Raw genomic sequence first — 13,593 nt, 5'->3', positions numbered from 1 at the left:
GACGATCGCCATGTCGCTGATCCAGGAAACCGATTTCGGCACCCCCCGCGCCAGATCCGCGACGATGGTGACGCTGACCATCGACGGCCAGAGCGTCACGGTGCCCGAGGGCACTTCGATCATGCGCGCGGCGATGGAAGCCGGCACGCAAATCCCGAAACTCTGCGCCACCGACATGGTCGACGCCTTCGGCTCCTGCCGGCTCTGTCTGATCGAGATCGAAGGCCGCGCCGGCACACCGGCTTCCTGCACCACGCCGGCCATGCCGGGCCTTGTGGTGCACACCCAGACCGAGCGGCTGAAGAAGCTGCGCAAGGGCGTGATGGAACTCTACATCTCCGACCATCCGCTGGACTGCCTGACCTGCGCGGCCAACGGCGACTGCGAACTGCAGGACATGGCCGGCGCGGTCGGCCTGCGCGATGTGCGCTACGGCTATGAGGGCGAAAACCACGTCTTCGCCAGGTCGGGCGGCGCGGCCAACGCGGCCTGGATGCCGAAGGATGAATCCAATCCGTATTTTACCTACGACCCCTCAAAATGCATCGTCTGCTCGCGCTGCGTGCGGGCCTGCGAGGAAGTCCAGGGCACCTTCGCGCTGACCATTTCCGGCCGCGGCTTCGACAGCCGGGTCTCGCCCGGGATGAGCGAGAGCTTCCTCGGCTCGGAATGCGTGTCCTGCGGCGCCTGCGTGCAGGCCTGCCCCACCGCGACCCTGACGGAAAAATCCGTGATCGAAATCGGCCAGCCCGAGCACTCCGTGGTGACCACCTGCGCTTATTGCGGAGTCGGCTGCGCCTTCAAGGCGGAAATGCGCGGCGAGGAAGTCGTGCGCATGGTGCCGTACAAGGACGGCAAGGCCAACCGCGGCCATTCCTGCGTCAAGGGCCGCTTCGCCTGGGGCTATGCCACCCACAAGGAGCGCATCCTCCATCCGATGATCCGCGAAAAGATCAGCGATCCCTGGCGCGAAGTGTCGTGGGACGAGGCGTTCGATTACGCCGCCGCCCGGTTCAAGGAGATCCAGGCCAAATACGGCCGCGATTCCGTCGGCGGCATCACCTCGTCGCGCTGTACCAACGAAGAAACCTATCTGGTGCAGCAGCTGATCCGCGCCGGCTTCGGCAACAACAATGTCGACACCTGCGCCCGCGTCTGCCATTCGCCGACCGGCTACGGCCTCGCCACCACCTTCGGGACCTCGGCCGGGACCCAGGACTTCGACTCGATCGAGCATACCGACGTCGTCCTGATCATCGGCGCCAATCCGACCGACGCGCACCCGGTGTTTGCCTCGCGCATGAAGAAGCAGCTGCGCGCCGGCGCCAAGCTCATCGTGATCGACCCCCGGCGCACCGATATCGTGCGCTCCGCCCATATCGAGGCGCAGCACCATCTGCCGCTGCTGCCCGGCACCAATGTCGCGGTGCTCACCGCGCTGGCGCACGTGATCGTTACCGAAGGCCTGGTCGATGAAGCCTTCGTACGCGAACGCTGCGACTGGAGCGAGTTCGAGGATTGGGCGGCCTTCGTCGCGCTGCCGAAGAACAGCCCGGAAGCCACGGCGATCGCGACCGGCGTCGATCCGAAGGAATTGCGCGCCGCGGCGCGGCTGTTCGCCACCGGCGGCAACGGCGCGATCTATTACGGCCTCGGCGTCACCGAGCACAGCCAGGGCTCGACCACGGTGATTGCGATCGCCAATCTGGCGATGGCGACCGGCAATATCGGACGAAACGGGGTCGGCGTGAACCCGCTGCGGGGTCAGAACAATGTCCAGGGCGCCTGCGACATGGGTTCCTTTCCGCACGAATTGCCGGGCTACCGGCACATCTCGGGCGATGCGGCGCGCGAGTCGTTCGAGGCGATGTGGAACGTCAAGCTCAACCCGGAACCGGGCTTGCGAATTCCCAACATGTTCGATGCCGCCATTGAAGGCAGCTTCATGGGTCTCTATGTCCAGGGTGAGGACATCCTGCAGTCCGATCCGAACACCAAACACGTCGTCGCAGCGTTGTCGGCCATGGAATGTGTCATCGTCCACGATCTCTTTCTGAACGAGACGGCGAACTACGCCCACGTGTTCCTGCCGGGGTCGACCTTCCTTGAGAAGGACGGCACCTTCACCAACGCGGAACGCCGCATCCAGCGGGTGCGCAAGGTGATGACGCCGCGCAACGGATTGGCCGACTGGGAAGTGACGATCCGTCTCGCCAAAGCAATGGGTTATGAGATGAATTACGCCCATCCCTCCGACATCATGGATGAGATCGCGGCGCTGACGCCGACCTTCAGCGGCGTTTCCTATGCCAAGCTCGACGAAGTCGGGTCCGTGCAGTGGCCCTGCAACGAGGAAATGCCGCTGGGCACGCCGGTGATGCATATCGACGGTTTCGTGCGCGGCAAGGGCAAATTCGTCGTCACCGAATATATCGCAACCGACGAGCGCACCGGCCCGCGCTACCCGCTGCTGCTGACGACGGGGCGCATTCTCAGCCAGTACAATGTCGGCGCCCAGACCCGGCGTACCGACAACATCATCTGGCATGAGGAAGACCGGCTCGAGATCCATCCCCACGATGCCGAGCAGCGCGGCGTGCGCGACGGCGACTGGGTAAGGCTGACGAGCCGCGCCGGGGAAACCACGTTGCGCGCCCTGATCACCGAGCGGGTCGCGCCGGGCGTGGTCTACACCACCTTCCATCATCCGGACACCCAGGCCAACGTCATCACGACCGATTATTCCGACTGGGCGACCAATTGTCCGGAATACAAGGTCACGGCGGTGCAGATATCGCCGTCGAACGGGCCGTCCGAATGGCAGAAAGCCTATGACGAGCAGGCCCGCCATAGCCGGCGCATTGCGCCAATAGTGGAAGCCGCGGAATAACGGGATGCACGGTCCGGCACGCGCAGTTGGTCGAAAGGTATGGCGCAACGGCGGCCATAGCGAAGGCGCGCGCACCATTCCGGAAGAAACCGCCGTCGCGCTGACCTATAACGGCGGTACCTACGCCGTGATGATGGCTACCCCGCAGGACCTGAGGGATTTCGCCGTCGGATTCAGCCTCAGCGAAGGCATCGTCCAGTCACCCGACGATATCGAATCGCTGGAGGTTCTGCCGCTCGATGACGGCGTCGAACTGCGAATGTGGCTGGCGCCATCAAAGGCGGATCGGCTGAGCGAGCGGCGCCGGCATATCGCGGGACCCACCGGCTGCGGATTATGCGGCATCGACTCCATCACTGAAGCGGTTCGCCCCGCCGCGATCGTGACGCCGGGCCGATCATTCTCGCCGCAGCAAATCATGGCGGCGATGCAAGGCATCCCGCCGCTGCAAGCAATCAATATCGAAACCCGCGCGGTACATGCCGCCGCGTTCTGGACGCCGGCGCGCGGCATCGTCGCGCTGCGCGAGGATGTCGGCCGCCACAACGCGCTCGACAAGCTGGCCGGCGCGGTGGCGCAGGACAACGTTTGCGCAAGCGAGGGCATGGTGCTGCTGACCAGCCGGGTGTCGGTCGAGATGGTGCAGAAAACGGCGGCGATGGGGGCGCCCGTGATGGTCGCCGTCTCCGCGCCGACCGCGCTGGCGGTGCGGACGGCGGATGCGGCCGGCATTACGCTCGCAGCGATCGCGCGGGCCGACGGGTTCGAGGTCTTCACCCATCCCGGCCGAATTACATTGGGGGGCACGGCCCGGGGAGTCGTCCATGTCGCCTGACCGGCTGATCTACATGGCCAATCAAATCGGCAAATTCTTTGAGAGCCAGCGCCCTGACAAGGCGGTGCCGGGCATCGCCGAACACATCCGGAAATTCTGGGATCCGCGGATGCGCACCGCGATTCTGGCGCACCTTGACGCCGGCGGCTCGGGACTTGATCCGCAGGTGCGGGATGCCGTCGCAGCGCTCAGGGCCGCGCGGACGCAGCCTTAGGCAAGTTCAGCCTAAACCTCCGCCACCGCGTCGCCCCACGGCTGGAACACTTCGGTGGCGCCGCTGTTGGTCTCGCCTTCGCGCAGCACGACGCTCGGACAGGCGAACTTCATCGGCAGGGTCTGCACGCGCGCTTCTTCGTAATCGAACCGTGCCCGCAACTCCGCTCGCGCGCGCGTAGGCAGACGCACATCGCCGATCACCACCGCGCCTTCGCTGGCATCGATGCGTGGCTGGTGGATCGCAGCGTCCAGATCCATGCCATAGTCCATCACGAAGGACAGCATTTGCGTCACCGCCGGCAGGATGCGCCGTCCGCCCGAGGCGCCGAGCGCCAGCCGCCGGCCATCGCCGGCCTGCGCCAGCACCGGGGTGTAATTGGTCAGGCAACGCTTGCCCGGCGCCAACGAATTGGGCCCGCCGGGCGTGGGGTCGAACCACATGATGCCGTTGTTCATCGTCACCCCGCTTTGAGGCAGCACGTACTTGGAGCCGAAAGTCGACAACAGGGTTTGCGTCACCGCCGCCATGTTGCCCTCGCGGTCCACCACCGAAAAATGCGTGGTGCAGGCCGGCGCCAGATGCTCGGCATCCAGCGCGCGCCTGCCGTCGGCATCGCCCATATCTTGCAGGCGTTCCCGGTACGCGGATTGCAGCGCGAGAGCATAGGCGGTGTAGGCCAATGCATCCGGCCCGCCACGCGCGGGGTGCAGCCCCTCCTGAAGCCGGCGCAAAGTATGCGCCAGGGTCGGGCCGCAGGTGAGTTCGGGTGTCGCGTACACCGTGCCGCCGCGATAGGGAATTACCAGCGGCTCGCGGACATGAGCGCGAAAGGAAGCAAGGTCCTCGGCCGAAAGCGCACCGCCCCCCGACTGAACATCGGCCGCAATGCTGCCCGCCAAATCGCCTTCGTAGAAATCGCGAGGACCTTCCGCCGCCAAGTATGAAAGCGTGGACCGGAGTCTGTCCTGCGGCAGGCGCACGCCGGACTTGATACCCCATTGCGCATTCGGTGGGAAACCGTCCTGGAGATAAGTGGCCGCGCTCGCGGGATAGCGCCGCAGGTCTGCCGCCGAACTCGAAATCATCAGCGTGGTCCACCAGTCCACCAGGAGACCTGCGCCGGCGAGATCAACGCTCGGGCCGAGCAATTCCCCCCACGGCAATTTGGCGTGGCGGCGGTGTGCTTCCTCCATTCCCGCGACCACGCCCGGGACGGCGATCGAGCCCGGACCATGAAGATTGCGGTCGTCCTTTACTCGCCGCCAGGGGAAGAGGTCGGAGGCTGCACCGTCCTGCGTTAGCGGATAGTCTTGGGGGCGAAGACTTTCGGGCGCTCGCATGCCGTAATCAATTGCCTCATAGCGGTTTTCACGTGCGCGGTAGAGCACCATCGCCCCACCGCCGCCGAGGCCGCTCATCCAGGGCTCCAGCACCCCCAGCGCGAACGTGGTCGCGACCACCGCATCCACGCAGTCCCCGCCTGCTGCCAGCACCTCGGCGCCGACTTCGGCCGCCTTGCGTGATTGCGCGGCGACGATGCCGCCTTTGGAGACCACGGCGGGTTTGCGGATCTGCTGGGCGCTGCTGAACTGGTCGTGCATGTCGTTGTCTTTGCTTTCGTTTAACCTGAGCTTGACGAGATGGTGGGGGAAATCGTCAACGTCGTAAAGGTCGCCGCTGGAACCTTATGCCCCGTGCAGGCCCAAGCCAATGGCGCGCCAGGGCTTAATTCTGAATTTCCGAAATATCGCTTGCCGCCCGACCCAAATCACTTCTATATTCGCCGCCATCCTGTCCCACTCAGAGGGGCGTTGCGCAACGTCACCAGCGCGGGGCGGGATGCGGTGGACGCGGATGGCGCTCCTGACGAGGGTACTTGAGGCGGACGGCGAAGACGTGTGGTCCTGACACCCCGACGCTGGTGTCAAGTCGGTGGAGGCAACTCCGCCGGCGACGGTGGCAAGAAAGCCGATCACCGGGGAGAGCGCGGTATAAGCCGTAAACCATTGCGCGGGGAATGCCGGGTGATTCCGGTGACTCGCTGTGAATACTCGTGTGCATACTTACTACCCATAGCGCACACGAGGCTGCGGGTGCATCGGGCATCCGGCATTCCCTGCGCCCTCTGATTGCAGAGGGCGGAACGAGCAGGCCACACCTCGCGCAACACATGCGGCGAGGCCGCGAAGCTGTGTTTAAGGGGCCGGCGAACGGGACGAAGGAGCGCTCTCATCGCGGACGCTGGTTGCTGTCATTGCCGGGCTTGACCCGGCAATCCATCCACTTCGCGAGATTCTTTTCAAGAGATGGATACGCGGGTCAAGCCCGCGTATGACGACCGAATATGCGCGCGTTCGCGCGACCCGTTGGCTCGCAATGACGGTCTTGATGCTTGAAAATTGCTTCCGCAACCGTCATCCCCGCGGAAGCGGGAACCCCCTATTCCAGAGACGCCGGCGATTAAACCGACAGGCCGCGGCGTACCGGATCCCCGCTGGAGCCACCGTGACGGCGAAAATTGCCTCGCCTGTCATCGCGAATTGTTGATCACCGGCCGGGTGTCGGCTCCCTACCTCTTGTTCAACCCATCACTTTTCGCCGACGAGATTTCAGGTGTTGCATGCCATCGGACTTACTTACGCGGAAGAAAGAGCAGCTCAAGGGTATTGAAGACTACCGGGGTGCTGCTGCCGGCTGGGGGGCGCTCAAGGCGGTCGCGGACGCGCTGCGCGGGCAAATGGCCGTCGTCAACGAAACCCACGGGCTCTTGACCATGAATCAACCCCATGGGTTCGATTGCCCGGGTTGCGCGTGGCCCGATCCCAAACACACCTCGTCGTTCGAATTTTGCGAAAACGGCGCCAAGGCCGTGTCGTGGGAGGCGACGGCGAAACGGACCACCCCGGAATTCTTTGCCGCCCATACCGTCAGCGAACTCTGGAACTGGCAGGATTTCGACCTCGAGAACGAGGGACGTCTCACCCATCCCATGGTCTACGACCGCGCCACCGATCGGTATCTGCCGATTTCATGGCAAGACGCGATTACCCAAATCGGGGCCGCGCTGCGGGCCCTGCCCGATCCCAACATGGCGGAATTCTACACTTCCGGCAAAGCGTCGAACGAGGCCGCCTTCCTGTATCAGCTGTTCGTGCGGGAATACGGCACCAACAATTTCCCCGATTGCTCGAACATGTGTCACGAGCCGACCAGCGTCGGCCTGCCGGAATCGATCGGTGTCGGCAAGGGCACGGTGACGCTGGAGGATTTCGACTACAGCGACTGCATCTTCTGCATCGGCCACAATCCCGGCACCAACCATCCGCGCATGCTGTCGACATTGCGCGAAGCGTCCAAACGCGGGGTTCCTATCATCGCGATCAACCCGCTGCGCGAGCGCGGGCTGGAACGCTTTACGGCGCCGCAGAGCCCGGTGGAAATGTTGACGCGCGCCTCCACGCCGATCGCGTCCTCTTATTATCTGGTGAGGGTCGGCGGCGATGTCGCGGTGCTCAAGGGGATCATGAAAGTCGTGGTCGAGCTCGACGCCAAAAGCCTGGCCGAAGGCGGCCCCGGCGTGTTGGACCGCGAATTCATTGCCACACACACCAGCGGCGTCGAGGCCTTGCTGTCGGACATCAATGCCACCTCATGGGACGCGATCGAAAAGGCCTCAGGCCTGCCGCGCTCCGACATCCAGGATATCGGCAACACCTACGCCAAGGCCAAGCGCGTCATCGTCAATTATGGCATGGGCATCACCCAGCACCGCCACGGCACCGGCAACGTGCAGCAAATCGTCAACCTTCTGCTGCTTCGCGGCAACATCGGACGCAAGGGCGCCGGCATCTCGCCGCTGCGCGGCCACTCCAACGTCCAGGGCGACCGGACCGTCGGGATTACCGAAAGCCCGAATGAGGCGTTGCTGGATGGCATCGTCCGCACCTTCGGCTTCGAGCCGCCGCGCACCAAGGGCCACGGCGCGATCGAAACCATCGAGGCCATCAGGGACCGGCGCTCGAAGGCGCTGGTCTGTCTCGGCGGCAACCTTGCGGTCGCCATGTCGGACCCGGAGGTCACCTTCGAGGCGATGCGCGGCCTCGACCTTGCCGTCCATATCGCCACCAAGCTCAACCGCACGCATTTGCTGCTCGCCAAACAGTCCTTCATCCTGCCGTGCCTGGGACGCACCGAAATCGACATGCAGGCCGGCGGACAGCAATCGGTCACGGTCGAGGATTCGATGTCGATGGTGCATGCCTCGCGCGGCGGGCTCAAGCCCGCCTCGGAACACCTGAAATCCGAACCGGCGATCATCGCGGAAATGGCGATGGCGACGCTGCCCAATACCAAGGTGCGCTGGCGCGAGATGATCGCGGACTACGGCAAGATCCGCGACGGCATCGAAAGCGTGTTTCCCGAATTCGCGGACTTCAACGATCGGATCAAACGTCCCGGCGGTTTCCGCCTGTATATCGCGGCGTCCGAACGCGTATGGCTGACGCCAAACAAGAAAGCCAATTTCATCGTCTATCCTGGCCTCGAGGAAGACCCGCCCGGCGGCAATGCGCTGACGCTCACCACGATCCGGAGCCACGATCAGTACAATACGACGCTGTATGGACTGAATGACCGCTACCGGGGAATCAAGGGACGCCGTGACGTGATCTTCGTCAACGAACGCGACCTCGCAAAGCGCGGGCTGCAGCACGGCGATCGCGTCGACGTCTCCGTCGATACCCGAATCGATTCAACCGGAGGCGGGCGCATCATGCGGGGCCTGACGGCTGTCGCCTACAAAATTGCCGAAGGTTCAGTCGCTGCGTATTACCCCGAGGCCAATGTGCTGGTGGCTCTCGGGCACTATGACGCGAAATCCGGAACGCCGTCCTATAAGTCGACGCCGGTCCAGATTCAGGCTTCTGCGATCTGACGGCGCATCCCATGGCCTTGTGGTTCGAGACGCGCGGCGTTGCCGCGCTCCTCACCATGAGGGTTTGGCAGGCCATGAGGGACCTCATCCTGAGGAGCGCGCAATTGCGCGCGTCCCGAGGGATGAAGCCGCCGAACTGGAAAATGCCCTGGCCGCCCTAGCCGACCAGCGCCCGAAACACCCGGCGCACCTCGCTTTGGGTTTCCTTGACCCGCGCCTCGAGCGACGAGAAGTCCGGGGCGTCACCGGCGCGCGCCATCACCCGCAACAGATCTTCTCCGGCGGTTTCCGGTTTGAATTTTTCACTGACACAGAGCCGCAGGATCTGCGTCAGGTCGTGATAAAGCCGCGTCGCCGGACGCAGGACTTCGGCCGCCGACTGCGGCAGCACACCCAGACGCGCGGCATTGTCGAGTACCTGCAAGGTGCGGACATCGAGAATATCGGGCTTGTCGGCGGCGTGAACGAGCTGGAGATATTGGGCGATGAAATCGATGTCGACCATGCCGCCCGCGGCATGTTTCAGGTCCCAGATATCATCCTCGCCCTTCTCCAGCGCAACCGCGCGGCGCATATCCGCCACATCGTTGGCGACGCCGGCGGCGTTCCTCGGCCGTGTCAGCACCTCGCGAATGATGCGTTCGATCTTGACGCGAAATTCGGGCGACGCCGAAATCACCCGGGCGCGGGTCAGCGCCATGTGTTCCCAGGTCCAGGCCTCGCGCTCCTGATATTCGGCAAAGGACGTGATGTGGGACGCCACCGGACCGGCGCGACCGGAAGGCCGCAGCCGCATATCGACGTCGTAGAGCACGCCGTAATTCGTCCGCGTCGTGAACGCGCTGATCAGCCGCTGCGTGAAGCGGGCGAAGTAGTGCGCGCCCTGCAGCGACCGCGCGCCGTCGGAGTCCGGATGTTCGGGATCGAAATCATAGAGCAGGATGAGATCGAGATCGGACGAGGCGGTCATCTCGCGGCTGCCGAGCCTGCCCATGGCGAGGATCGCGGTCTCCTGCCCCCTGATCCGGCCATGCTGGGCCACAAACCGTTCGGTCACCAGGCCATGCACGGTATGGACAATGCCCTCGGCGACGTCGGCGAAGGCGACGCTGGCTTGCTGGGCGGAAACCGTGCCGGACAGGATTCGGGTGCCGATCAGGAAAAGGCTTTCCTTGCCGAACAGCCGCAGGCGGTCGAGAAACTCTTCATAGGAGGTCGCATCCGCCAGCGTCGCCGCAAGGCGCGCGGAGAGTTCGCGCTGGTCCGGCATCGCGCCGAAGAAGCGCGGATCGATCAACCCGTCCATGATCTGCGGCTGCTGCGCCAGCATGTCGCCGAGGCGCGGCGCGGCGCCGAGTATCAGCGCAACCAGGGCGACCAGTTCGCGATTCTGGCTGAGCAGCGAAATCAACCTTGCGCCGCGCTGCAGCGCCTGCAGAAAACGGTCGAAGGCCATCACCGCGTTGTCAGGATCTTCGGCATGCGCGAGGCCGACCATCAGCGCAGGAACGAATTCGACGAACGCGCTCCGCGTCGATGGCACCCTGAAGACGCGATAGTCGCCGGCCATCCATTGCTGCAGGGTCTGCGCCACCGTGATCGGGTTCTCGAAGCCGAGCGTGGCCAGGTGTTCGAGCAGGCGCGGCGCATCGGGACCGGCGCTGTAATCCGCCGGCGGCAGTTGCGCAGTGCCGGCCGGATCGCCCTCGAACAGCTTGCCGTAATGCCCCTGCACGACATTGAGATGGCCAAGCAGGTCGCCGGCGAAAGCCGCGCGGCTGTCATAACCAAAGAAACGCGCGAAGCGCTCCACCGCCTCCACATCGTCAGGCAAAGTATGGGTCTGCTCGTCGGCGACCATCTGCAGCCGGTGTTCGACCCGGCGCAAGAACTCATAGGCCGCCGTCAGTTCGTCGCGCGCCTCGAAGGTGATCCAGTTGCTCGACGCCAGCACATTCAGCGCTTCCAGCGTCGGCCGCACCCGCAATTCGGGATGCCGGCCGCCGGCAATCAACTGCTGGGTCTGGGCGAAGAATTCGATTTCGCGGATGCCGCCGCGGCCGATTTTGACATTGTGGCCCTCGACCGCGGTCTCGCTTTGACCGCGAAAGGTCTGCATCTGGCGCTTCATGTCGTGGACATCGGCAAGGGCCGCGAAATCGAGATGCTTGCGCCAGACGAACGGCGCAATTTCCGCCACCAGCGCCTCCCCGGCCCTGGCGTCGCCGGCGCAGGGCCGCGCCTTGATCATGGCGGCGCGCTCCCAGGTCCGACCTTCCCGCTCATAATAGTGCAGCGCCGAGGCGATCGAGATGGCCACCTGCGTCGAGGCCGGGTCGGGCCGCAGCCGCAGATCGACGCGGAACACGTAGCCGTCGCCGGTACGTTGCTGCAGCATCTTGGACAGCGCCTGGGTGACGCGCACGAAAAACGGTTGCGGCTCGATGTCAGGCACAACCGTCGGCGCCGTGGAATCGAAAAAAACGATGATGTCGATGTCGCTGGAGTAGTTCAGTTCGCCGGCGCCCATCTTGCCCATGGCGAGCACCACCAGGCCGCTGTCGTCCTCGGGGCGGTCGGGGTTCGGCGGCGACAGCCTCCCCCGCGCGGCTTCCTGCCGCAGCAAATAGCGCAACGCCGCCTGCACCGAGGCGACCGCAGCATCGGTCAGCGCCGCGGTCACCCGCATCACCGGCCAAACGCCGCCAATGTCGCACAGCGCAATCAGCAGGGCGGCTTCCGCTTTCATGCGGCGGAGCGTCTGCATCACATCGGCTTCGCTTGATGCATTCGACACCTCGCGACAGGTTTTTTCAATCAACCGGGCCAGATGCGGCTCCGGTTCGCATTCAAGCAGCCGGATCAAGCGGGCGCCGTCGGCGCGAACGAGATCGAAAAGATAGGGAGAGGCTTCTGCGATCCCCAACAGAATGGTCCTGGCGAGGGGGAATCGGGCAAGCAAATGATCAATCGTGGCCGCCTGCTCCGATGCAAGATCGGTCAGCCAGTCTGTCAGTCGCTGCTCTGCTTTGTCGGGAGCGGACACATGCGGCCCGCCCACAAACCGCGCGGCCAGACGATGTTGGTCCGCGTCGCCCTTCGCGGATGGAATCATGCCACCTTCTGTGGCACATCCGGCGTTTGAGCCGCAAGCCTGTCACTGACGCCCGCGCGCGCCGGGATCGCCAGGGTCGCGTTAAGTCCGGGGTGAGCATCGCCGAGCCTGAGTTCACCGCCGTGCAGCGTCGCCACGGCCGATGCCAGGCTCAATCCAAGACCGGAACCCGGCTGGGTGCGGCTGGCCTCGAGCCGCACAAATCGTTCCACCGCATGTTTGCGATCGGCCTGCGGAATCCCCGGCCCGTGGTCGGTGACGCTGAGCAGCACCTGATCGCCATCGCGCCGCGCCTCGATCAGGATCTCTCTGCTGGCGGTGCCGGCGACCGCGTCGGCACCCAGCGGCTGCGCGGCCGCGACGGGTTTGCCGTATTTGATCGCATTCTCGACCAGATTCGCCAGTGCCTGACTGATCAATTCACGGTTGCCGTGAAGCGGTGCCGGCGCCGTCTTGACGTGCAAGGTCATGCCGTCGTCTTCGGCAAGCGGTTCGTAGAGTTCGTGAATGCCATTGGCAACTTCGGCGGCGTCGAAGTCGTCCATGTTGCCGCGCGCCTGTCCGGATTCGGCGCGCGCGATCATTAGCAGCGCATTGAAGGTCCGGATCAGACCATCGGACTCCTCGATGGTTCGTTCCAGCGCACCGCGGTATTCGGTCTCGCTGCCGGATTTCGCCAGCGCCTCTTCGGCACGATTGCGCAATCGTGTCAGCGGCGTCTTCAGATCGTGGGCGATGTTGTCGGAAACTTCCTTCAAGCCCATCATCAGGGCTTCGATCCGCTCCAGCATGGCGTTGAGATTTTCCGCGAGGCGATCGAGTTCGTCGCCGCTGCGGCCGACCGGCAGCCGCCCGCTCAGATCTCCGGCCATGATGCGCTGGGTGGTACCGGTCATGGCATCGATACGCCGCAACACGCGCCGCGCGACAAAGATGCCGCCGCCAAGGCCGAGTACGACCACGACCAGCACCGACCATTGCGCGGCTTTCGCGATGATGCCGAACAGCCGCCTGCGTTCCTCCAGATCGCGCCCGACCAAAAGCCGGAAGCCGCTGCTCAGTTCGGTGACGCGCACCAGCGCGCGATGATCGGCGGTGTCCTGTTCGTCCAGCCGCCGATAGGCGGTTTCGGACCAGCCGGTGGTGGCCATCACACCCGGTGCCAGCGAGCCGACATTGCCGGCGATGCCCTGCCCGGTCGGCGTGGTCACGAGGTAGAGGTTGGCACCCGGCCGCAACGCCCGGTTCTCGATGGTGAGAACCAGTCCGCGCAATCCGCGCCGCCCGAAGATGTCGCTGATCTCGCCGGTTTCCACGTTCACCGTCGAGGTAATCTGCTCGGTAATCAGCCGGCGCGTGTTCCAGGCAAAATAGCCCAGCAGCGACGCGGCAAACAGCGCAAACAAGAACAGATAGACCAGCGTCAACCGAAACGCCGTGGTCCGGATCAGCTTACCGAATGCCGTCACGGATCACGCACCCATTTTGGGCGCATCACCCGCTGTCATCCGCTGTCGTCGATTGGTGGAAATCATCTTATTTCCCATATGCTTAGCTGCATAACTTGTCGTCTAGCATCACTCACCATCGTCTGTGCGCGGGC

7 protein-coding genes are annotated in these 13,593 nt (G+C 64.3%); 4 read left to right on the top strand and 3 right to left on the bottom strand.

Going from position 1 to position 13,593, the window contains the following annotated elements; translation table 11 throughout:
• Positions 1-10 precede the first annotated feature (10 nt).
• The 3 genes from fdhF to B5527_RS13260 are packed head-to-tail and all read left to right on the top strand — an operon-like array spanning position 11 to position 3,939.
• Positions 11-2,890, top strand: a complete 2,880-nt coding sequence (gene fdhF, locus B5527_RS13270; RefSeq protein WP_079601695.1) for a formate dehydrogenase subunit alpha — start codon at positions 11-13, stop codon at positions 2,888-2,890.
• A 4-nt stretch (positions 2,891-2,894) separates the two neighbouring features.
• Positions 2,895-3,725: a formate dehydrogenase accessory sulfurtransferase FdhD gene (gene fdhD / locus B5527_RS13265; protein ID WP_079601694.1), complete on the top strand. Its 831-nt coding sequence runs from the start codon at positions 2,895-2,897 to the stop codon at positions 3,723-3,725.
• Positions 3,715-3,939 carry a formate dehydrogenase subunit delta gene (locus B5527_RS13260; RefSeq protein WP_079601693.1) on the top strand — a complete coding sequence of 75 codons (225 nt, stop codon included), beginning with the start codon at positions 3,715-3,717 and terminating at the stop codon, positions 3,937-3,939. The genes fdhD and B5527_RS13260 overlap by 11 nt, the downstream gene beginning before the upstream one ends.
• 11 nt (positions 3,940-3,950) lie before the next feature.
• Here B5527_RS13260 and B5527_RS13255 read toward each other — a convergent pair whose 3' ends face one another.
• A complete protein-coding gene (locus B5527_RS13255) occupies positions 3,951-5,543 on the bottom strand; it encodes a gamma-glutamyltransferase family protein (RefSeq protein ID WP_079601692.1) in 1,593 nt (530 codons plus the stop codon).
• A 1,019-nt stretch (positions 5,544-6,562) separates the two neighbouring features.
• On the opposite strand from B5527_RS13255, the gene B5527_RS13250 reads away from it, so the two are divergent.
• Positions 6,563-8,875 carry an FdhF/YdeP family oxidoreductase gene (locus B5527_RS13250; protein WP_079601691.1) on the top strand — a complete coding sequence of 771 codons (2,313 nt, stop codon included), beginning with the start codon at positions 6,563-6,565 and terminating at the stop codon, positions 8,873-8,875.
• Positions 8,876-9,032: 157 nt separating this feature from the next.
• Here the strand turns inward: B5527_RS13250 and B5527_RS13245 are convergent, their stop codons facing one another.
• Both B5527_RS13245 and B5527_RS13240 read right to left on the bottom strand, forming a co-directional pair.
• A complete protein-coding gene (locus B5527_RS13245) occupies positions 9,033-11,990 on the bottom strand; it encodes a bifunctional [glutamine synthetase] adenylyltransferase/[glutamine synthetase]-adenylyl-L-tyrosine phosphorylase (protein ID WP_079601690.1) in 2,958 nt (985 codons plus the stop codon).
• A complete protein-coding gene (locus B5527_RS13240) occupies positions 11,987-13,459 on the bottom strand; it encodes a sensor histidine kinase (protein WP_079601689.1) in 1,473 nt (490 codons plus the stop codon). Before B5527_RS13240 ends, B5527_RS13245 begins: the two co-directional genes overlap by 4 nt.
• Positions 13,460-13,593 lie beyond the last annotated feature (134 nt).

It is taken from the genome of Bradyrhizobium erythrophlei (assembly GCF_900129425.1).
GTDB classification, from domain to species: domain Bacteria; phylum Pseudomonadota; class Alphaproteobacteria; order Rhizobiales; family Xanthobacteraceae; genus Bradyrhizobium; species Bradyrhizobium erythrophlei_C.
Note: the sequence above shows the minus strand (reverse complement) of the source record. Positions and strands in the feature narration are given on the sequence as shown.

What these genes read in the sequence shown, in the direction of transcription:
- fdhF (WP_079601695.1), top strand. Translation starts at nt 11, where the DNA reads ATGTCGCTGATCCAGGAAACCGATTTCGGCACCCCCCGCGCCAGATCC.
- fdhD (WP_079601694.1), top strand. Translation starts at nt 2,895, where the DNA reads ATGCACGGTCCGGCACGCGCAGTTGGTCGAAAGGTATGGCGCAACGGC.
- B5527_RS13260 (WP_079601693.1), top strand. Translation starts at nt 3,715, where the DNA reads ATGTCGCCTGACCGGCTGATCTACATGGCCAATCAAATCGGCAAATTC.
- B5527_RS13255 (WP_079601692.1), bottom strand. Translation starts at nt 5,543, where the DNA reads ATGCACGACCAGTTCAGCAGCGCCCAGCAGATCCGCAAACCCGCCGTG.
- B5527_RS13250 (WP_079601691.1), top strand. Translation starts at nt 6,563, where the DNA reads ATGCCATCGGACTTACTTACGCGGAAGAAAGAGCAGCTCAAGGGTATT.
- B5527_RS13245 (WP_079601690.1), bottom strand. Translation starts at nt 11,990, where the DNA reads ATGATTCCATCCGCGAAGGGCGACGCGGACCAACATCGTCTGGCCGCG.